This is a genomic window from Nostoc sp. (assembly GCF_036919895.1).
Classification (GTDB): Bacteria; Cyanobacteriota; Cyanobacteriia; order Cyanobacteriales; family Nostocaceae; genus Nostoc.
In genome coordinates, this window is sequence record NZ_JBALBW010000002.1 from 1 (window position 1) to 20966 (window position 20966).

Annotated in this window: 17 protein-coding genes and 2 pseudogenes; 10 read left to right on the top strand and 9 right to left on the bottom strand. The window is 43.2% G+C overall.

What is annotated here, in order from left to right:
- Positions 1 to 221: 221 nt before the first annotated feature.
- The gene (locus V7K55_RS00050) at positions 222 to 953 is read left to right on the top strand and encodes a class I SAM-dependent methyltransferase (protein ID WP_334826920.1); all 732 of its coding nucleotides are present in this window, start codon (positions 222 to 224) and stop codon (positions 951 to 953) included.
- A 97-nt stretch (positions 954 to 1050) separates the two neighbouring features.
- Here V7K55_RS00050 and V7K55_RS00055 read toward each other — a convergent pair.
- From V7K55_RS00055 to V7K55_RS00065, 3 genes and pseudogenes are all read right to left on the bottom strand, one after another.
- Positions 1051 to 1206: pseudogene (locus V7K55_RS00055) on the bottom strand (GNAT family N-acetyltransferase); the annotation flags it as partial.
- Positions 1207 to 1270: 64 nt separating this feature from the next.
- The gene (locus V7K55_RS00060) at positions 1271 to 1939 is read right to left on the bottom strand and encodes a DUF1345 domain-containing protein (RefSeq protein ID WP_334826922.1); all 669 of its coding nucleotides are present in this window, start codon (positions 1937 to 1939) and stop codon (positions 1271 to 1273) included.
- A gap of 215 nt (positions 1940 to 2154) precedes the next feature.
- The gene (locus V7K55_RS00065; protein WP_334826924.1) at positions 2155 to 2544 is read right to left on the bottom strand and encodes a DUF1499 domain-containing protein; all 390 of its coding nucleotides are present in this window, start codon (positions 2542 to 2544) and stop codon (positions 2155 to 2157) included.
- A gap of 164 nt (positions 2545 to 2708) precedes the next feature.
- Between V7K55_RS00065 and V7K55_RS00070 the strand changes: the two genes are divergently transcribed.
- Together V7K55_RS00070 and V7K55_RS00075 are read left to right on the top strand one after the other, a co-directional pair.
- A complete protein-coding gene (locus V7K55_RS00070) occupies positions 2709 to 3857 on the top strand; it encodes an alanine--glyoxylate aminotransferase family protein (protein ID WP_334826926.1) in 1149 nt (382 codons plus the stop codon).
- Positions 3858 to 4078: 221 nt separating this feature from the next.
- Entirely contained in the window at positions 4079 to 4483 is a 405-nt protein-coding gene (locus V7K55_RS00075) for an NIL domain-containing protein (RefSeq protein ID WP_012411079.1), read from the top strand.
- Between the two features lie 151 nt (positions 4484 to 4634).
- On the opposite strand, the pseudogene V7K55_RS27420 reads toward V7K55_RS00075, so the two are convergent.
- Positions 4635 to 4855, bottom strand: a pseudogene (locus V7K55_RS27420) (DUF3616 domain-containing protein); the annotation flags it as partial.
- Positions 4856 to 4946: 91 nt separating this feature from the next.
- Between V7K55_RS27420 and V7K55_RS00080 the strand changes: the two are divergent.
- Positions 4947 to 5930: a CHAD domain-containing protein gene (locus V7K55_RS00080; protein ID WP_334826928.1), complete on the top strand. Its 984-nt coding sequence runs from the start codon at positions 4947 to 4949 to the stop codon at positions 5928 to 5930.
- Positions 5931 to 6759: 829 nt separating this feature from the next.
- A complete protein-coding gene (locus tag V7K55_RS00085) occupies positions 6760 to 8358 on the top strand; it encodes a B12-binding domain-containing radical SAM protein (protein ID WP_334826930.1) in 1599 nt (532 codons plus the stop codon).
- Positions 8359 to 8470: 112 nt separating this feature from the next.
- Here V7K55_RS00085 and V7K55_RS00090 read toward each other — a convergent pair whose 3' ends face one another.
- Complete coding sequence (locus V7K55_RS00090; RefSeq protein ID WP_334826932.1) at positions 8471 to 8848, bottom strand: nuclear transport factor 2 family protein; 378 nt, start codon at positions 8846 to 8848, stop codon at positions 8471 to 8473.
- 55 nt (positions 8849 to 8903) lie between these two features.
- On the opposite strand from V7K55_RS00090, the gene V7K55_RS00095 reads away from it, so the two are divergent.
- The 5 genes from V7K55_RS00095 (at position 8904) to V7K55_RS00115 (ending at position 14747) form a co-directional block, all read left to right on the top strand.
- Positions 8904 to 9047: a hypothetical protein gene (locus V7K55_RS00095; protein ID WP_334826934.1), complete on the top strand. Its 144-nt coding sequence runs from the start codon at positions 8904 to 8906 to the stop codon at positions 9045 to 9047.
- Between the two features lie 268 nt (positions 9048 to 9315).
- Positions 9316 to 10350 carry a DUF2891 domain-containing protein gene (locus V7K55_RS00100; protein WP_334826936.1) on the top strand — a complete coding sequence of 345 codons (1035 nt, stop codon included), beginning with the start codon at positions 9316 to 9318 and terminating at the stop codon, positions 10348 to 10350.
- Between the two features lie 371 nt (positions 10351 to 10721).
- Positions 10722 to 11765, top strand: coding sequence for a type I glyceraldehyde-3-phosphate dehydrogenase (gene gap / locus V7K55_RS00105; protein WP_334826938.1), 1044 nt, complete (start codon positions 10722 to 10724; stop codon positions 11763 to 11765).
- 275 nt (positions 11766 to 12040) lie between these two features.
- A complete protein-coding gene (gene pyk, locus V7K55_RS00110; RefSeq protein WP_334826940.1) occupies positions 12041 to 13471 on the top strand; it encodes a pyruvate kinase in 1431 nt (476 codons plus the stop codon).
- A gap of 271 nt (positions 13472 to 13742) precedes the next feature.
- Complete coding sequence (locus tag V7K55_RS00115; protein ID WP_334826942.1) at positions 13743 to 14747, top strand: transaldolase; 1005 nt, start codon at positions 13743 to 13745, stop codon at positions 14745 to 14747.
- Positions 14748 to 14814: 67 nt separating this feature from the next.
- On the opposite strand, the gene V7K55_RS00120 is transcribed toward V7K55_RS00115, so the two are convergent.
- From V7K55_RS00120 to V7K55_RS00135, 4 genes are all read right to left on the bottom strand, one after another.
- Entirely contained in the window at positions 14815 to 15192 is a 378-nt protein-coding gene (locus V7K55_RS00120) for a hypothetical protein (protein WP_334826944.1), read from the bottom strand.
- 544 nt (positions 15193 to 15736) lie between these two features.
- Positions 15737 to 17359: an apolipoprotein N-acyltransferase gene (gene lnt, locus V7K55_RS00125; RefSeq protein ID WP_334826946.1), complete on the bottom strand. Its 1623-nt coding sequence runs from the start codon at positions 17357 to 17359 to the stop codon at positions 15737 to 15739.
- Entirely contained in the window at positions 17340 to 20000 is a 2661-nt protein-coding gene (gene gyrA / locus V7K55_RS00130) for a DNA topoisomerase (ATP-hydrolyzing) subunit A (protein ID WP_334826948.1), read from the bottom strand. Before gyrA ends, lnt begins: the two co-directional genes overlap by 20 nt.
- Positions 20001 to 20491: 491 nt before the next feature.
- On the bottom strand, positions 20492 to 20626 hold the full coding sequence (locus V7K55_RS00135; protein ID WP_334826950.1) for a hypothetical protein: 135 nt from the start codon (positions 20624 to 20626) through the stop codon (positions 20492 to 20494).
- Positions 20627 to 20966: the final 340 nt, after the last annotated feature.

Sequence of the window (20966 nt, forward strand, 5' to 3'; positions counted from 1 at the left end):
TCACTAGGAGTCCTCTTATGCTCAAGCAAGCAACTCCAAAACTATTTTTCTCACTGCTGCTACTGTACTAGTTAGTCACGCAAAGTGCTGTATTTAGCATGTATATATATTGAATCTAAAATTTAATTTTTATGTAGCGGAGAAAAATATTAAAGTTAAGGCTAAGTTTTCATGTAGTATTCATTTAAATTGCATTTTCAAAGTCTTAGGAGAGGATTTGCATGAAAACTACTTACAATCCAAGGCAATATTGGGAGCAACGACTAAATAATAATTTTACACTCAAAGGTGTAGGCCATATAGGATTTAGTGAGTCTTATAACAGTTGGCTTTACCGCAGAAAAGCTCTGTGTATAGAATCTTGTCTAAGTGGAACAACCTTACAAGGGAAGAATGTACTTGATATTGGCTGTGGTACAGGTTTTTTCGTAAATTGGTATGTCGAAAAAGGAGCAAATATCACTGGTATCGATATTACTGATGTGATCATCAAAAATCTTAAACAAAAGTATGAAGGTGAATTCTACACACAGGATATAACCGATCCTGATTTTAGTCTTTTTTACAAAAAATTTGACATAATCAACATCTGGGATGTGGTGTACCATATTGTTGATTCTAAGCTTTTTAACCAGGCTTTCGACAACATTGCTAAAAGCATTAAAGATGGCGGGCTGTTGCTTTTGACAGATTGGTTTGGCTCTTCTTCTGATAAGCAGATAGGTAGTCATGTCAAAGCGAGATGTCTTGATACCTACAATCAGATTCTTCCCAAGAAAGGATTTGAGCTAGTAGGAATTTATCCTTTGTATTACCACCTGAATAATGTTCATGTGAGAATATTAGATAACTATCTCGGTAAGTTCTACTTTGAGCTTGATAACCGCAATCAAAAAATACCTAAGAACAATTTATCGTTAGGTCTATGGCGTTATAATCAAAACAATAATTAGTCTTAGTGGCAGATTATGATCCTAACTTATAGCATAGTCTAGCTTTCTATACGACTATCGATATCCCATCGGACATTGACTGAGGAAATATTGTCAATTAAGCGTGAAATGGATTCTTTTGGTCTATTGCCATGAGCCAACAATCTGAGTATTTTTGTTCATACAGTTCATTCGCGGGCAATAGCTTTATCTTCACAAAAACACATTTCTCATAGCAGCGAATAGCGCGAGAATTGTCAACGTGCGGGTCTATATAATTTCCTTTTTTTGGAATTAAAGAAGTAAATAATCATCTTTTTGGCTCAATAAAGCAAATTTTAAATTAGCGATGCAATGATATTAATACTCATAGCTAAAATTGTGGTATTGAAAAAGAAAGATAATATGCTATGTAACAAAGTCAAGCGCCTCATAGCAGGTGATGTCGTCTCCACATCTGAAACTTGACTAGTCATGCCAATTACAAATGAATAATATAAAAACTCCCAATAGTCTGGATAGTCGTTATTAGGAAAATCTAAACCTTTGGTGATTTCTTCACTATTACTATGATTAATATATTTGTAATAGCTGTGTGCATACTGCACTGCAAACATCGTATGCACTAGTAGCCAGGAACCGACAATAGTCATAATTGCAAGTACGACATGTAGGGTAAGCAGAATTATTGACAACCCTTTTTTATCAGTTAGCAAAAACCCGATCGCTAAAACACTAGCACAAGCCGCAGCTATCACCAGCAGGAATATAGCTAAATGTCCTTCATATTCATTCTCAGCATAACGGCGAATTTTTTCTGGGGTAGCTTTGATCATCTTCCACCAGGTTACGGCTAAGAAAAAGTCAACACCAAAGTTCCAAGCGCAGAGAATGCGAGTCGGTAAATGCAGCCAAGACGGAAGAATTATTGAAACTAATCCAGCGAGTCCAACAGCAATTATCAGTCTGGGGCGGGGGTCAAAGTTTTTAAATAAGTTAATTTTCACAAATATTGCGATCGCAGATATTATCCAGTCAGATTTAATTCATAATTCGTAATCACGCTCTCTATAAAATGCTCATACTAGCTAGCTTCTCTGTAAGAGTACGAAACTCACTACCGCTACACTAGTGTAATTGTAAAATTGGTAGTATTTGAGTTAATCATTATTCAGATTGCCTATGCTAAATACTCAACTAATTACGAATTACGAATTACGAATTATTTCAACTTGGCTCTAATCGTCTCTATTCGTTGACGATTCACACCTAGATCGCTTTGACCTAAGCGTGAAGCTGAACGCACTTGGATCGCCTTAGCATTCCGGTCTAGATAGAATTCTACGTCATCCACAAATCCTAGTAAAGCACTTTTAAATTCTGCATATAAATAATCTTTATTTTCGGTAATAATTTTAGTTCTTGGTAAAGACCGAATAATTTGTTCAAGATTATTAATTGCTTCTTCTGGGGTAGATGTAAAAGTCAACGGTGCAATTTTGTGGGCTGCATCTGCACTCTGACTAGAAACGCAGTTAGGGGAATTAGGGCAGGATGCTAATTTACCGTTGCTAATACCTAAATTATTTGGTCGTTTGCCAGCAAAAACCATAATTACATCTCCGGCTAAGTGAATAAGTATACTCTCACATATTTACTTGAATTACTGTAATGCTTTGCAGCGATCGCATCTTCTGGCAAATGACAGATTCACTAAAACATCGGTGATGCGATCGCTCTATGATCCGGTAAGTATGGTCTAAGCAAACACAGATTATGACGCAAACAATTTCAATCAACGACTCTGGACGGTTGCAACTCACACCGCTAGAAATCCCATCCCGCCTACTATTGGGGCCTGGGCCATCGAATGCCCATCCCACAGTTCTCCAAGCGATGAATACCTCACCAGTTGGGCATCTTGATCCTACTTTTCTCGCCCTCATGGATGAAATTCAGTCATTGCTACGCTACGTATGGCAAACAGAAAACCCACTCACCATTGCAGTCAGTGGTACGGGAACAGCCGCAATGGAAGCAACGATCGCTAATGCTGTTGAACCTGGTAATGTAGTTTTGATTGGTGTAGCTGGTTATTTTGGTAATCGCCTCGTAGATATGGCTGGACGTTATGGTGCTGATGTCCGAAGCATTACCAAACCTTGGGGACAAGTCTTCAATCTAGATGAACTCAAGACTGCCTTAGAAACTCATCGTCCGGCTATTTTAGCTCTAGTTCATGCCGAAACTTCCACCGGCGCACGGCAACCGTTAGAAGGAGTTGCTGATTTGTGTCGTGAATTTGGCACTTTGCTGCTGGTGGATACTGTGACAAGTTTGGGTGGTGTCCCCATATTTTTGGATGCTTGGGGAGTTGACTTAGCCTATAGTTGTAGCCAAAAAGGGTTGGGTTGTCCGCCTGGTGCTTCGCCTTTTACCATGAGTGCGCGTGCAGTTGAGAAATTGCAACAGCGCCCAACAAAGGTTGCAAACTGGTATTTGGATATGTTGTTACTGGGTAAGTATTGGGGCGCTGAACGCACCTATCACCACACAGCACCGATTAATTTATATTACGCATTGCGGGAAGCATTACGTTTGCTCTCAGAAGAGGGGTTAGCAAATTCTTGGCAAAGGCATCAAAAAAACGTAGAGTATCTCTGGGAAGGGTTGGAGAATTTAGGATTGAGTATGCACGTTAAACAAGAATATAGACTACCAACCCTTACCACTGTTTGCATTCCAGCAGGAGTAGATGGGAAAGCGATCGCACAACAGTTACTCAGTGAATATAATATTGAGATTGGTGGTGGTCTTGGCGAACTCGCTGGTAAAGTCTGGCGCGTGGGATTAATGGGCTTTAATAGTCGTAAGGAAAGTGTTGACCAACTTTTAGCAGCACTGCGGCAGGTTTTACCTAAGTAGCTTTTCGGTGAAATAAGTGCGTTAGCGGTAGTTTAACGCACTCGATTTGACACTACAATTATCATTAGTTTCAACGAAGAGGCAGAGGGAAGGGGGCTATTAGCTGGGGGAAATGACCCCTTCTCCTTGCTAGCTACTGGCAAACTGGCTACATTCTCTAACTATTATCGAGTTATAAAACTTTCAATCCGCTACAACAGAAAAAACCCTCTGCTAAACCTGTGAAAAAAAGAGTAACACTCACCTTCCCGAAACGCGCTGTGCAAATGCCAGTCACTTATGTACTGGCCAAGGAGTTCAACGTTGCTGCCAATATTATCCGCGCCCAAGTTGCCCCAAATCAAATTGGCAAACTGGTAGTGGAACTAGCTGGAGATATCGATCAATTAGATGCCGCTATCGAATGGATGCGATCGCGGCATGTTAACGTTTCTTATACTTTAGGCGAAATTGCGATCGATGAGGATGTGTGTGTCCATTGCGGCTTGTGTACTGGGGTTTGTCCTACTGAAGCCCTGACTCTCCACCCTGAGACCTATAAACTGACATTCACGCGCTCGCGTTGTATCGTTTGCGAACAGTGTATCCCCACTTGTCCCGTACAAGCAATCTCTACTAACCTTTAAAAATCCAAAATTGATCCTATTCCAGCTTAAACACATCTGCTACTACACCACCATCACCCACCAAAATCCGGTTTTGATAAACACCTATTCATTCAATATCAAAACCGTTATCTTTTCCTGGAATTAATGCTTTGATAAGCAAGCCTAAATCAGTATCAACTAAAGATAGACGTTCAATAGTTGAGGTTTCATCTGACCCTAACCATAAATATTCTGATGTGTTAGCAGCACTGCTGATAAGTCTTCTCTATGTTCTTTAAAATTATCTACAAAAGTCAATAAAACTTGATTACAGCCACTCGTACAGAAAACATTGCTGAATTCTGACTCCTGACTCCTGAATTCTGTTTGATAAAAACTTTCAAGTTTCATGGACGAAAAAATATAACAATTAGATGAGAGACAAACTTTGAACTAATGTTACTATGCAATAACCTCACGAGGTATGTCATTAAGATAAATTATGAAATTAGCTACACAACCCACGGTAAAAACTCTAGGGGATTACGCTTACCAAGCGATTCAAAAACACGTTAAGAAAACCTGGAAGTGGGAAAAATCAGTAAAGAAAGATGAAGATCCAGAAGCACTGCATCAAATGCGAGTGGGGATGCGTCGCTTACGAACAGCTGTAACTAGGTTTGAGCTAGCGTTAGATTTGTCGAAACCAGTCAGCGATAAAAATATTGGTAAAATAGCCCGTCGTCTTGGTAATCTCCGAGATTTAGATGTACTCAAAGAAAGTTTGGAAAACAATTACAAACCAAATTTACCCCGCAAAGAACAAGAATCTCTACAAATAGCTTTCACGGCTTTAGCTAAACAACGTGAAGATGTCCTATCGAGTGTGCAGAAAATGTTAAAGGATGAATCTTACAAGTCTTTAAAGGAGGCATTAGATAAGTGGTTGGATAAACCAAGGTATCTACCTTTGGCATCTATTACTATTCAGCAAGTACTACCAGATTTACTTTTACCAGAAGTGAGTAATTTTTTACTACATCCAGGTTGGTTAGTTGGCACTCAATTTGTCGATTCAGAACTGAAGATACAGAAAAACTGGGAACCAGAAAATATCGAAAAACAATTGACAACAGAAGGCGAAATTCTTCATAGTTTGCGAAAAGAAGCTAAACGTATCCGCTACCAGATGGAGTTATTTACTGACTTATATGGCGAGTCTTACGCAGCTTATCTTACAGAAGTGAAAAGTATCCAAGAAATTTTGGGTACTATGCAAGATAGTGCAGTCTTAACTGACTGGCTTGCAAATGTATTCAAATCAGAAATTCAGACCGAGTTGCCTACTCTTGCTACATTGCTAACTGAAAATCGTTACCAGTCGTGGCAGCAGTGGCAGCCTTTGCAAGAACGGTATCTGAAAGCTGAAACTAGGCATAGCTTGCATTTAACAATACTGCACCCGCTTTCAGGAGTAATCAATTAAAAGAATAGACCTCTTAGTTCAGAACTTAGACCAGTTCCTATCAGTCTCAGAGTCAATTCTGAGGCTGATATAGCGGTTCTCAGTTGAGTGAGTTACAGGAACCCCACCCTCAACCCCCTCCCCGCAAGCGATGAGAGGGCTATGATGTACCTTGTATGATTAGGAAACGCTATAGCTAAGTTTAATTTATATACGGGATTGTGACTTACCCCGAAGGATAAAAAACGAACCGCAAAGGACACATAGACGCGGAGCGGCTTCCCGCAGGGTAGGACACAAAGGGAAGAGGATTGAAAAGGGTTTTTGAATCACTCCCGTATATTTTTGCCAAACTGGGATGATTCCCTGAACCTATCCCACTATTCTAAAATTCCCTAGTTCTTTTTGTAAAATCGATGTTTATAAAGAATCTGGCAATAAATAAAGACGGGTTGCAGCCCGTCTAAATAGCTTGAAAGTGCAAATACACCTTGTATTAGGACTGAAGATAACACGGTTGATTTTTTTAGAGTTGCCAATTTGCCAAATCATAAAAAGAACAAATTTTAGAACTGTCGCAAAAATCCTGATATTTCCGACTAAATCATTCAGCCATGCATGTTTGAGGATTTGCGGGAATTGCGATGTCTGAAGACAAGCCCGGAGTTTCAGAGTCCTCCCCAATCTAAAAGCAGTAATAATTCTCCTCAAGAAGTATTGCTTTGTCTAAATAAGTCATAGTAGAGGTTATAGCTACTGGATACAGAAGCTTCTCTAATATGCTGTCAGGCTGGTTCACCTTTACATGAACTTAGCCAGCAACGATAATTAAGGTTTATAAGCATCAAATATGAATGTTCTACTTCTATATCCCCGTTTTCCAAAAAGTTTTTGGTCTTTTGAAAAAACACTCGCTTTATTAGACCGTAAAGCAATGCTACCGCCTTTAGGCTTGGTGACTGTAGCCGCGATATTACCTCAAGAATGGGAGTATAAATTAGTAGATCGAAATGTTCGCGACTGTACAGAGGCAGAGTGGGCTTGGGCAGATTTGGTGATTATGTCGGCGATGATTGTGCAAAAAGAAGATTTGCTTTGTCAGATATTAGAAGCAAAACGCAGAGGTAAACGGGTTGCTGTGGGTGGGCCATTTCCGACAGCGTTACCAGATGAAATGACATCCGCCGGGGCAGATTACTTGATATTAGATGAAGGGGAAATTACCCTACCTTTATTTGTAGCAGCGATCGCACGCGGCGATCGCACAGGTATCTTTCGCTCTGGCGGTGAAAAACCAGATGTTACCAACACTCCTACCCCTCGCTTTGACTTGCTAGAGTTTGAAGCTTATGCGGAAATGTCGGTGCAATTTTCTCGTGGATGTCCCTTTCAGTGTGAATTCTGCGACATTATTGTGCTGTACGGACGCAAACCCCGCACCAAAAACCCAGAACAACTATTAGCAGAACTAGATTATCTCTACAAACTGGGTTGGCGGCGCAGTATTTTTATGGTGGATGACAACTTTATCGGTAATAAGCGGAATGTCAAATTATTTCTGAAGTCTCTTCTGCCGTGGATGGTAGAACATAACTATCCTTTTTCTTTTGCTACAGAAGCCTCAGTTGATTTAGCCCAAGATCAAGAACTGATGGACTTGATGGTAGTGTGTAATTTTGGAGCCGTTTTTCTGGGAATTGAAACCCCCGACGAAGAAAGTCTCACTTTCACTCAGAAATACCAGAATACCAGAGACTCACTCAGTGATGCGGTGAATAAGATTACCCGCTCAGGGTTACGAGTCATGGCAGGGTTTATTATTGGGTTTGATGGCGAGAAAGTAGGAGCCGGCGCACGGATTGTCAAGTTTGTTGAGCAAACAGCAATTCCCACGGCTTTATTTAGTATGTTGCAAGCACTTCCAGATACAGCCCTCTGGCATCGATTAGAAAAGGAAGGACGACTCCGCAATAAATCGGCCAACATCAACCAAACCACGTTGATGAATTTTGTCCCAACTCGACCTTTAGAAGACATCGCTCGTGAATATGTGCAGGCGTTCTGTGATTTGTATGAGCCAGAGCGGTTTTTGGAGCGTACATACAAACACTTCCGGCTTTTGGGTGAAGCAACCTATCCAAAAAAGGGCAAAGCTGCCAAGAAACCATTGAACTGGAAAGTCCTCCGAGCATTGTTAGTAATTTGTTGGCGACAAGGTGCACGTCGTCAGACGCGGTGGCAATTCTGGCGTTACTTATTGAGTATGTATCGGCATAATCCGGGTGGAGTGAGTAGCTATTTAGCCGTTTGTGCCCAAATTGAGCATTTCTTAGAGTATCGCCAAATTGTCCGAGATGAAATTGAGGCTCAGGTGGCTGAATTTTTGGAAGCAGAAGCGAGGGTAAAACCTGAAGTAGAAGTAATGGAAGTGTTAGGAATTTTAAAATAATAACTTATATCACAATACCCTTGGATTAAGACAAATTGTTGGGTGTGTTAGGAAAAGCAACCTCTTTGCGTCATGACACTACCCCGCAGTTTGTTGCAGCGCCTTGTTAGGCTCAGTGGCCGGACAATGGAGGTGGACAGATTTCCATAGTTTGAATCAAGCCATGCTCAATGGTATAACGATGACCAACGTGCTGATCGGAAAGAACTGTCCCAGCTAGGTCGCGCACGACCTGATGCACATCGACTAGAATACGCCCGGAATCCTCTCGGTGAAAGGAAATCGGCTCAACGTGCGGATTGATGCCAGACCATTGCCTCGTCCAGTAAGCGCGGACTGCTTGATGTCCATCGACATAACCGCCTTCAAACGCTTTTGGCCAAGCCACGTCAGGAGTCGTTGTGGCGAGGGCGGCATCAATATCTCGCGCGTTGAAGGCAGCGTAAGCCGCGCGTATCAGTTCAATTTCTGGTGCAGATTTATCTGGCATAATATCTGTGGTGAAGGACATCCAGCAGGGCTTAACATACTAGTTAAGATATTTTTTGAGTCTACCAGACAAGGACATTATTACAAGAAAATCACCTACGCCCTTTGGTGTTGGTGAATCAAAATATGAATTAGGCGTAGCCCGTCCTAGACATCGGTTCAAGCTTAACGCCCGTAGCGCCACAGAACTACGAATGTGATCTGATGCACATCTTGGATATTTCATAGCGATCGCTCTAACTCATATTTCTATTCTGCAATGCCAATGCATCTCGATGCAATGTGAATGCGTCCCTTTGCAATGGTAATGCATCTCAATACAATGTTAATGCGTCCCTCTGCAATGCCAATGCATCTCGATACAATGTTAATACGTCCCTCTGCAATGCCAATGCATCTCGATACAATGTTAATGCGTCCCTTTGCATTAAAACGCTACGCTTTTACGTAAAATTGTATTAAGTGACCATGCCATCGGATAATTTGGAGATTAATGAAGCGATCGCAGCACAGTTTGCTCAATTAGTGCTGGATTGTATCGGGCGGGAGTATCCCAACAGTAATCTGTATTGGGCTGATAGCGATGAGGATATCAAACCACCGCGTAAATTGACTCCTGCTTTTTATGGCTGCTTAGATTGGCATTCAGCCGTACATGGTCACTGGTTGCTGGTACGTCTGTTGCGTCATTTCCCCAAAGCTTTATTCAATGCAGTATCAAAGCAAGCACTTGGCCAGAGTTTAACACCTGAGAAGATTCAAGGAGAAATTGCCCATTTCCAACGGCTACCCTTTTATGAATTTCCTTATGGTGTAGCGTGGTTTCTGCAACTAGCTGCGGAACTTCACGAGTGGAATCATCCTCAAGGGAAAGAATGGCGGGTTGTATTGGAACCGCTAGAAAAGTTAATTGCGGGTAACTTACAGCGCTGGATTGACAAACTGAAACTTCCAAATCGTACAGGAATGCATAGCCAAACAGCTTTTGCACTTGGTTTGATGCTAGATTGGGCAAGGATTACCGAAAATGCTGATTTCACTCAGTTAGTGGAGAATAAAGCACGGCAATTCTATCTTAGCGATCGCAACTACTCCTTACAATTTGAACCCCTTGGCTACGATTTTCTCTCTCCCGGACTTGCTGAAGCAGACTTAATGCGGCGAGTCCTCCCAACAACAGACTTTACCGACTGGCTGACTGATTTTCTGCCACAAATACCCATTGATAATTCAGCAAATTGGTTAGAACCTGCCACAGTAGACAATCCCCAAGATTATATGCAAGCCCACTTCTACGGTCTTAACCTTAGTCGGGCGTGGATGCTTGAGGGTATCATCTCTAGATTAGCAAATAGCGATCGCCGCATAGAAACACTCCGCTCTGCTGCCCTTCAACATCGTCAGCATGGACTAACAGATGTTGTAATTGAACATTATGCAGCTAGTCACTGGCTAGGAACTTTTGCTATTTATCTTTTAACGAATCGCGGGTTGCAAGGGTAAGTTATTTGAACAGTCTGGGCGATCTAATACAAATTCCCCATGAAGATGCACATAATATTTATTAAACGAACCGCAAAGTCCGCAAAGAAAGAAATTGGTTGAGGAATTAATCATTAAGTGCAAGTAGTTTACAGAGAATTGGTATAACAACCTATCGAGACTTTTTCAATGGGGTTTTCCCAATCCCCAATCCCCAATCCCCAATCCCCAATCCCTAATCCCCCAATGCCCCAATCCTTAAAAGATGCCAAGTAAATATGCCTTAACTTGCTGATACTGTCAGGATCAAAGAGTAAAGAGTAAAAGGCAATCTATTTTGACTTTTAACTTTCTCCTTTTGTTCAACTTCCACCACAACGGGAGGCTTAATCTTGACTAAATTGAAAGTTGGTATCAATGGCTTCGGTCGAATCGGGCGACTCGTGCTTCGCGCTGGCATCGATAATCCCAACATCGAGTTTGTGGGCATTAACGACCTAGTACCACCAGATAACCTTGCTTACCTCTTAAAGTACGACTCAACCCACGGTAGATTAAAGCACAATATTGAAGCCAAGGAAGACGGCATCCTCATTGACGGACATTTCATTCCTTGTGTGTCGGTGAGGAATCCCGCAGAGTTACCTTGGGGAAAATTAGGTGCAGATTATGTAGTGGAATCTACAGGACTCTTCACTGACCACGAAGGAGCCGCAAACCACCTGAAAGCAGGTGCAAAGCGCGTCATAATTTCCGCTCCCACTAAAGATCCAGATAGAGTTCCTACCCTGCTAATGGGTGTCAATCATCACCTATTTGACCCCAGAAAAGATATCATTGTCTCCAATGCTAGCTGCACTACAAACTGTCTAGCTCCTATAGCTAAAGTCATCAATGACAACTTTGGGTTGACTGAAGGATTGATGACCACAGTTCATGCCATGACTGCCACTCAGCCAACTGTAGACGGCCCCAGTAAGAAAGATTGGCGGGGTGGTCGAGGTGCAAGCCAGAATATTATTCCCTCGTCCACAGGCGCAGCTAAAGCCGTAGCACTGGTTTTACCAGAATTGAAGGGTAGATTGACTGGTATGGCATTACGAGTTCCAACTCCTGATGTCTCTGTAGTTGATTTAACTTTCAAAACTGCCAAAGCCACCAGTTATAAAGAAATCTGTGCTGCCATGAAGGAGGCTGCCGCAGGTTCACTAGCGGGTATTTTGGGATACACAGATGAAGAAGTAGTTTCCACAGATTTTCAAGGCGATACCCATTCTAGTATCTTCGACGCAGGTGCTGGGATTGAGTTGAATTCCAACTTCTTTAAGGTAATTGCCTGGTATGACAACGAGTGGGGCTACTCCAATCGTGTGATTGACCTGATGTTGTCTATGTCACAAAAGGAAAAACTCGCTCCTACATCTGTTGTGGTTTAATTATTGGGCATTGGGCATTGGGAATGGGTCATGGGGTATTAGTAATTAAGTTTTTTCCCAGTCCCTAGTCCCCAATCCCCAGTCCCCAGTCCCCATTTGGGATTTGGGTGAAATGGTAAATACTCCGAAAATAAAACGTAATTTAGTATCTTTACTTAGCAAGCCAGTGATATGAAGCACGTGTGATTTTGGATGGCTGGGCGATGTCTACGACGGGCGTAGCTGCGGCACAAACTATCCAAATTTGCAGGTTACTCCTTAACCCCTAAATCCCTATGCGTCGAACCAAAATCATTTGTACTGTTGGGCCGGCTACATCTGCACCCGAAAATCTGCGAGGCTTGGTAGAAGCTGGAATGAATGTAGCACGGTTGAATTTTTCCCACGGGGCTTATGAATTCCACGCTCAAACTGCTCACTATCTCAGACAAATTAGCACTGAGCAGCAAAAGCCGATCGCAATTATGCAAGACTTGTGTGGCCCCAAGATTCGTTTGGGAATCTTACCACCGGAAGGGTTAAATTTAGAAGCTGGTACTGAAGTCACCTTTGTTTTGCAAGAAAAAGGTGAGAGTATCGACGAAATACCTTTACCACTGCCGACTTTGTTCGCAATGGTGCGACCAGGTGAACCAATTTTAATTAATGATGGTCGCGTTAAGTTAATTGTTAGCGATCGCGATGCCGATCGCATTCGCGCCCAAGTGAAAACTGGCGGGTTAATTTCTACACATAAAGGAGTTAACTTACCACAAACTCCTTTACCTGTTAGTTCCATCACCGAAAAAGACTTGCTGGATCTACGCTTTGGGATTCAGTTAGGTGTAGACTGGGTAGCGGTGTCCTTTGTCCAATCGCCACAAGACTTAGAACCCGCCAAGCGAATGATTGAAGCTGCTGGCGCTTCCATCCGCTTAATTGCCAAAATCGAAAGAGCAGAGGCAGTAGAGAATTTTGATTCCATTCTGAAAGTTGCCGACGCAATTATGATTGCTCGTGGCGATTTAGGGGTGGAAGTCCCAATTCAGGAAGTACCCCTGATTCAAAAAGATATTATTCGCCGTTGCAATCGGGCTGGCAAACCGGTGATTACAGCCACCCAAATGCTAGAGTCGATGATTAGCGCCCCCGATCCCACCCGCGCCGAAGCAACCGATGTTGCCAACTCAATTTTAGATGGTACGGATGCAGTAATGCTTTCTGGTGAAACGGCTGTCGGGCAATATCCCGTCGCTGCTGTCCAGATGATGCACAACATCGCTGTGCGGACAGAACAGGCTCTAGATGAAGGTAGCAGACATGCCTGGTGTCATGAAGCAGGGAGTCTAAGCGTTACCGAATCTGTGGCAGAATCTGTGTGTCGCATCGCCTATGAAACAGGCTCACGAGCAATTCTCTGTAACACTTCATCAGGGAGTACGGCGAGAATGGTGTCTAAATATCGGCCTACTTCTCCCATTATTGCCCTAACCCCTGACATCACCACTTATCGCCAACTAGCCCTTTCTTGGGGTGTGGAAGCTTTGCTAATCCCACCAGTCCACAATGCTGAAGAGATGTTTACCAACGTGGTAAACACAGTTGTGGATATGGGTCTAGCGAATAAGGGCGATAAAGTAGTGATTACCTCTGGCGTTCCAATTGGTAAATCGGGCACAACTAGTTTAATCAAAGTGCATTCCATTGGACAGCCAATATCGTCATAAGGCATCTAGAATAGGGCTGTGGCTCTAGATAGTAAAGCAAAATTAGGCAATCATTAAGAAAAATTGCCAGAATCAGAATTGAAGGGACTGGAGACTGGGGACTGGTGATTGGGGACTAGGGACTGGGGACTAGGGACTGGGATGGGGAGACAAGGAGCAGAATAATAACTCTTAACTCCTAATTCTTAACTCCTAACTCCTAACTCTAACCCAGCACTCAGCACTCGCTAGGGAATAAGTCAATCCTGTAACATTCATCACGGAGTCTTTTATGTCTAAGAATTTACTAGAACAATTGCGAGAATTCACTGTTGTGGTTGCGGATACGGGGGATATCCAGGCAATTGAAAAGTTCAAACCCCGAGATGCCACCACTAATCCTTCTCTGATTACTGCTGCGGCACAAATGCCAGAATATCAGGGAATTGTCGATCAAACTTTACTCCAAGCGAAGAAAGATGCTGGAGCCGGAGCCACCCAAGCACAGATAGTTTCTCTAGCTTTTGACCGTTTGGCAGTTGCTTTTGGATTAAAGATTTTACAAATTATTCCCGGTCGTGTGTCTACAGAAGTAGATGCTCGCTTGTCTTACGATACCGAAGCTACTCTGACTAAAGCACGGGATTTAATTGCTCAGTATAAAGCTGCTGGAATTGGCCGCGATCGCGTTTTAATTAAAATTGCCACCACTTGGGAAGGCATTCGCGCTGCGGAAATTCTCGAAAAAGAAGGTATTCACTGTAACCTTACCTTGTTGTTTGGTCTTCACCAAGCGATCGCTTGTGCAGAAGCCGGCGTTACCCTAATTTCTCCCTTCGTCGGTCGGATTCTCGACTGGTACAAAAAAGATACCGGACGCGATAGCTACCCAGCAACCGAAGATCCAGGAGTTTTGTCAGTCACCAAAATCTACAATTACTACAAGAAATTCGGCCATAAAACCGAAGTTATGGGAGCTAGCTTCCGTAACCTTGGTGAAATTACTGAACTTGCAGGTAGTGATTTACTGACTATTTCTCCATCACTTTTGGCTGAATTGCAGTCAACTGTTGCAGAACTACCCCGCAAACTTGACCCCGCCAAGGCAGCAAAATTGTCAATCGAAAAGATATCCATTGACAAAGCTAGCTATGACAAAATGCACGCAGATGACCGTATGGCAACTGATAAACTAGACGAGGGCATCAAAGGTTTCACCAAAGCATTAGAAGACCTGGAAAAACTTTTGGCAGACCGACTAGTTCGCCTTGAAGGAGAAGTAGTAGCAAGTCATTAGAAGATAACAATTGTTAATGGTTAGTGGTGGTTAACCACTAACCATTAGTTAGCTGTATTAGCCGTTATTAATAACGACCTCGAATAATGTTGTATCGTCCGTAGGGCTGCTGCCGTTGTCTGAACTCCTGCCGTTGTCTAAACTCCTGCCGTTGTCGGATATTTTGGTATCGTTCGGGCTGCCGTCGTCTAAACTCCTGTCGTTGTCTGAACTCCTGCCGTTGTCTAAACTCCTGCCGTCGTCGGATCGTTCGGTATCGTTCTGTCCCTCGTTGAGCAATTAAAAGCTCTCCAGTTTTATTCCCAACTAGGTTAGCCTCTGGTGCAACACTCTGTTCATTGCGAGCATTACTTAAAGAAATATCCTTTGCTTCAGCTAATGAGGGCGGATACACAAAGGCACATAGCAATAGTGCTATTGAGGATAACTTCCTGAAACCTTTCATGTTTTTGCTTCTACTAGACTTTCGTTAATAACTTTATTAAAACATCTGAAAGTAGACAAATTATCGCTCGTAGAGTTTTTTTAAACTTAATTTGGTATGAAATATTGTATTTAAATTTCACCCTTATGGATCATTGTAATTTTTTTATCCCTGTGTATATAAATAGTCAATATCTATAAAAATGTAATTTTTTCACATAAAAGAATATAGTATTTCTGCATAAAATACACTACGTTTTTTCTTATAATTTGGGACAAAAAGCCTTCTCTAGTAGGGAGATATGCCCTCGGAGTTTGATTTATGGAAGCCCTTAGCGCAGACTTTTTTACACCCTACAAGATGTATATAAACTGTATTGAATGCAAACAATAACTGCTAAATATTCTGAGTTAAACTTTGAATAATAAGCTGCTACCATAGGGAACATCCCAAATTCTTAAAAATATATGGGATTGGCGCAAAAACCCTTTACAATCTTCTTCCCTTCGCGTCCTTTGCGGTTCGTTTTTCTCCTCCAGCACAACACTAAAAATTTCCAAAAATACTAGAGTTTTTTTATACCACGAATTATCAGCCAAGCTCCTCCAGAAGAAATCAACAACAAGGGTGTTAACCAATCACCCCAACGCACATATAAAGTTTGTGTCTGTCGCCGATAAATTGTTTCAGCATGAGTTTCGTAAGTATTATATCCAGACATCCACAAAGTTCTACCATGAGGATCTACAAAGGCTGAATATCCGGTATTAGTTGCCCGTGCTGACCATCGATCGGTTTCAATTGCCCGCATGATATCCTGTGCATGGTGCTGGAATGGCATCGATGCAGTGTAATGGGCATCGTTAGAAGAACTGAGAATAAATTGCCCACCCGCCGCAGCTTGGCGACGAAATTGTTCAGGAAAAGCAGATTCGTAACATATACTAGCGATCGCACGACCAAAAGGAGTGTCAAATATCTGATTTGCTGAACCAGGAACTTGGTGTGCCTCCAAAGGCGACAACCGTTGAACTAGTCCGCCTAAAATTCCTTCAAAGGGAATATATTCTCCCAAAGGTACTAATTTAGATTTATCGTAACGGCTGACAATTTCACCCTTACTATTGAAAGTAAACAAGCTAATTGTATAACTGTCTCCCCGTTCACCAAAAGCGCCAATCCAAGCAACCACACCTTTTTCCTTCACTGCTGCGACTAAGGCAGTTTGCATCAAGTTGCGCTGAAAAATAGGCAAGGCTCCTTCTGGGGTGAGGACTGCATCTACACCTTGGTCTGCTAAAGTTAGATATCCAGTGGTGTAATTTTCTTGGGCACGACGAAACCCTTCGGAACTTCGTAAAAGTCGGTTCGGAATATTACCCTGAATAATCCCCACTTTTAACGCTGCTTCTGGTGGTTGGGCGATAGGACGGCTATATAAGATAAAACCAATAAGGTGTAGTGTAATTAATAATCCTGTGGCGATTACCCAGTATTTATTAACGAACCGCAGAGGCGCAGAGGACACAGAGGAAATTCTCTCTGTGCCCTCTGTGTCTCTGCGGTTCATCCATCCTTCTGCAATCAAGCCATTCACAGCAACTATTGCTGCTGTCACAGTATTAGGCCCAGAGAGTTGACCCAGATGTACAATTACGAGATTATGCGGGCTTTGTGTGTAAGCAAGGGAACTCCACCACAAAGGCCCAGCACTCCACAGACTTTCTAAGGCGCACCAGACGGCTGTACCAATAAGTACACGCAACCAAGGTTTTTGTTCCCCCAGGCGAACCATTACAGCCGCCCAAATACTAAGGAATATCCCTCCCAAGACACTGATAAATCCCCAACAAAAAAGTGTGATTGCCAAACTCGGCAACCAGGGAACTCCCAACCATGTCATCGGGTGAATTCCAGTAATCCAGAATAGGGCGACACCGTGAAAACCAATACCCCAGAGGAAGGCAGGGGGGTATTGGTTTTTACCTTTAGCTGAATTGACAACTAGTACCCATAAGGGAACTAGGGCAATCCAAGCCAAAAACCATGCATTGACTGGGGCTACAGTTAGCCCCATTAAAACGCCGCTAGCTAAGGCGATTAACCAAGGGAGCAAAGAGATAAATCTCTCCCCCTGCCTCCCCTGCCTCCCCTGCTCCCCCTGCTTCTTACTCTGCTTCTTCTGCATCGGCAGCATCAGGTGGAACTATTGCTACTCCGGTAATAGCATCATCTTCATCTAAGCGCTGCACTCTGACTCCAGTTGCCGATCGCGATTGGATAGAAATTGCATTTACGGCTTGACGGATGATAATACCGCGATTTGTCACCATCATGATTTCATCATCATCATTGTTGACAATGCGTAAGGTTGCCAGCTTGTCTTTGGTTTTGCGGTTTTTGAACTTCGTTGCCATTAAACCCTGACCAGCACGATTTTGTAGGCGGAACTGGGCAACGGGTACGCGCTTACCATATCCTCCCATTGTAATTACCAACACCCAAGGGCCAACAATGCCACTACTAGGCACTTCTATGGACTCTTCACTAGTTTCGGTAATTTCGATGTCTTCTGTTTCGATAGTTTCGATAGTTTCGATTGCTTCGATAGTTTCGATAGTTTCGATAGTTTCGATTGCTTCGATATCTTCTGTTTCGGCTTCTGTAACTATATCCAAAGTTTCCAGAATTGCTGCGGGTAGAATATCCATACCCACCAGTTCATCTTTATTTTTAAGTTTCATGGCTTTCACCCCACGAGTTGCCCTACTTAAAGGACGCAGTTGTTCGTGGTTGCACCGGAAGTTAATCGCCATCCCGTTACGAGAACCAATGATTACACTGTCCTCTACTCTAGCGCGTCGCACCCACCGCAGTTGGTCGCCTTCTTCTAAGGAAATGGCAATCAAACCGTTGGCGCGAATGTGACTAAAGGCTGCCAATTCGGTTTTCTTGATATTCCCGCCCTTAGTGAGCATGACCAAGTATTCTTCGCTGCTAAACTCGTCAACCGGTACAATCGAGGTAATTTTTTCCTCTTTGGGAATGGGTAGCATTTGGACGATTGGTGTCCCGCGACTGGTACGCGAACTCGCTGGAATTTGATACGCTCTCAGGCAATAAACAACACCACGCTCACTAAAGAATAAAATACTATCGTGATCGCAGCAAGTTAAGAAATGCTCAATGGTATCATCATCTTTAACTTTGGCTGCGGCTTTGCCTCTAGTAGCACGGCTTTGGGCTTCAAAGGTGTTAACCGGCATCCGCTTGATGTAGCCTTGTTCTGTCACCAGAATTATTGCTTTTTCATTGGCAATGAGGTCGCGATCGTCTAATTCCCCTTCCCCTGGTAAAATTACTGTGCGGCGGGGTGTGGCAAAGCTAGTTTTGAGTTGCGCGACTTCGGTTTCGATGATTTCTAGCACTCTCTCACGACGTGCCAAAATATCTTGCAAGTCGGTAATTTTTACTTGTAATTCGTCGTGTTCTAAACGAATTTTGTCTGCTTCTAAGGCAGTCAACCGCCGCAATTGCATTTGCAAAATCGCATCTGCTTGCACTTCCGAGAGTCCGTAAGTTGTGATTAACTCGCCTTTGGCTGTGGGTGCATCGGGCGCATGGCGAATCAAGACGATAATTGGATCTAACTGAGATAGGGCAATTAATAACCCTTGCAGGAGATGGTCGCGTTCTTCGGCTTTCCGCAGTTCGTAACGGGTGCGTCTGGCAATAGATTCGATGCGGAAATCTAAGAAGACGCTTAAAAACTGCTTGAGGGTGAGTACCTGGGGTTCGCTATTTACCAACGCCAGCATATTCGCGCCGAAGTTGGCTTGTAGTGGCGTTTGCTTGTAGAGGTTGTTGAGAACGACGCGGGGATAAGCATCACGCTTGAGTTCGATGACAATTCGCATCCCGTCGCGATCGCTTTCATCCCGGATATCTGCGATGCCCTCTAGCCGCTTTTCGTTCACCATTTCAGCGATTTTTTCAATCAGCGCCGCTTTATTGGTTTGATAGGGCAATTCAGTGATGATAATTGCTTCTCTATCTGGTCGTCCCCGTTGTTCAACAGTTTCAATGTTAGCGACACCACGCATTGTAATGGAGCCACGTCCAGTAGTGTAAGCTTCTCGAATGGCAGATGTCCCCAAAATTTGCGCCCCAGTCGGAAAGTCTGGGCCATGGACATACTGCATTAATTCCAGATCGGTGATTTCGGGATTGTGGATTACAGCCACCAAAGCATCAATCAATTCGCCTAAATTGTGCGGCGGAATGTTAGTTGCCATGCCCACGGCAATCCCAGAGGAACCGTTGAGCAACAATTGGGGAATCCGTGCCGGTAAGACTGTGGGTTCTTGCTGGGAACCGTCGAAGTTATCGGCAAAATCTACAGTTTCTAATTCAATGTCGTGGAGTAGCCCAGCGCTAGTTAAAGCTTGTAAGCGACATTCTGTGTATCGCATTGCGGCTGGCGGATCGTTGTCTACCGAACCGAAGTTACCATGTCCGTTAACTAGAGGCGATCGCATGGAGAAATCCTGCGCCATCCGCACCAAGGCATCATATACTGCCGTGTCACCGTGGGGGTGATATTTACCCAACACTTCCCCCACTACACGGGCACATTTCTTAAAAGGGCGATCGTGGAGTAGACCTAGCTCGTGCATTGCGTAGAGAATGCGACGATGCACAGGTTTTAGACCATCCCTGGCATCTGGCAACGCCCGACCCACTATCACGCTCATGGCGTATTCCAGATAAGACTGCGACATTTCGGTTCGCAAGTCTATCGGGATAATCCTCTCCTGTGAGGTTGTCATAACCTAAAAATCTCCAAAAATCGTAGATTTTAGCTTTTTTACTCGGCAAGGCGCAAAATTATTCTAAATTGCTCTTGAATAATTGCTATATTTTGATACAATCTTAGCATATATTGCTTTCTTTTGCCTGGGCAGCTAACTCAAGTGTCTAGCAAATAAATAGTATAAGCAATTACAATCAAAATGTTCTTAATTAGTTAACGATAATAATGCAAATTAGCTTTATAAGCTTTTGATTTTATAACCGTAATTAACTAAAAATTACGGCGTTACTAAATTCAGCTATTAAAATAATTTTGGGTGATTTCAAAAATTTTTAGCCACGTTGTACTGCAACGTCTCTATAGTTGCTAATAATAGAGACAAATGTCCAGATTACTAGTTTGGAAGTTTTACCTTCACTGGGGAAACTACAATCCCCTCCCCGCAAGCGATGAGAGGGGACTATTGATGTACCTGATATAGGAATCATATTTGATTTTTGAACAAAATTAGGTATTGTAGGGGAGCCAGTGCGTTGCGGTGAATCCAGCGCTGTAGGCGGGTTTCCCGCCGTAGGCGACTGGTGTTAGCGCTGGCGGCAAGCGAGTCTTGCCTACGGCACGCCAAGGGCGAACGAGCGTCACCCGAAGGGAGGTTCCCGACGCTCAATAGCGTAGCGTAAAGCCTACGGCATAGCTGCGCTTAGAGCGACTGTGCGTAGCGTCTGACTCGCTTGCCGCCGGCGCTATCCGTTGTAGCAACTGGCGTTGTGTTAGAACGCAGTTCGTAACGCACCAAACCCTTGATGATCATGCGTTACGTTGTCGCTAACACACTCTACGTATCTTTTCAGAAATCAAATACTAGTCCTATATGATTAGGAAACACTCAGGGCTATTTCATTCTAAAAAGCTGCTTGAGTGTGTCTAGTCCAAAAGAACATAAACGTTGAGCTTGTGCCATGTTTTTAAACATATTGTCCCG

Excerpts from the sequence above, each read along its gene's own strand:
- V7K55_RS00065 (WP_334826924.1), bottom strand. The coding sequence starts at position 2,544 with ATGGTTTTTGCTGGCAAACGACCAAATAATTTAGGTATTAGCAACGGT.
- gyrA (WP_334826948.1), bottom strand. The coding sequence starts at position 20,000 with ATGACAACCTCACAGGAGAGGATTATCCCGATAGACTTGCGAACCGAA.
- V7K55_RS00090 (WP_334826932.1), bottom strand. The coding sequence starts at position 8,848 with ATGCCAGATAAATCTGCACCAGAAATTGAACTGATACGCGCGGCTTAC.
- V7K55_RS00050 (WP_334826920.1), top strand. The coding sequence starts at position 222 with ATGAAAACTACTTACAATCCAAGGCAATATTGGGAGCAACGACTAAAT.
- V7K55_RS00085 (WP_334826930.1), top strand. The coding sequence starts at position 6,760 with ATGAATGTTCTACTTCTATATCCCCGTTTTCCAAAAAGTTTTTGGTCT.
- V7K55_RS00070 (WP_334826926.1), top strand. The coding sequence starts at position 2,709 with ATGACGCAAACAATTTCAATCAACGACTCTGGACGGTTGCAACTCACA.
- V7K55_RS00080 (WP_334826928.1), top strand. The coding sequence starts at position 4,947 with ATGAAATTAGCTACACAACCCACGGTAAAAACTCTAGGGGATTACGCT.
- lnt (WP_334826946.1), bottom strand. The coding sequence starts at position 17,359 with ATGCAGAAGAAGCAGAGTAAGAAGCAGGGGGAGCAGGGGAGGCAGGGG.
- V7K55_RS00115 (WP_334826942.1), top strand. The coding sequence starts at position 13,743 with ATGTCTAAGAATTTACTAGAACAATTGCGAGAATTCACTGTTGTGGTT.
- pyk (WP_334826940.1), top strand. The coding sequence starts at position 12,041 with ATGCGTCGAACCAAAATCATTTGTACTGTTGGGCCGGCTACATCTGCA.
- V7K55_RS00100 (WP_334826936.1), top strand. The coding sequence starts at position 9,316 with ATGCCATCGGATAATTTGGAGATTAATGAAGCGATCGCAGCACAGTTT.
- V7K55_RS00120 (WP_334826944.1), bottom strand. The coding sequence starts at position 15,192 with ATGAAAGGTTTCAGGAAGTTATCCTCAATAGCACTATTGCTATGTGCC.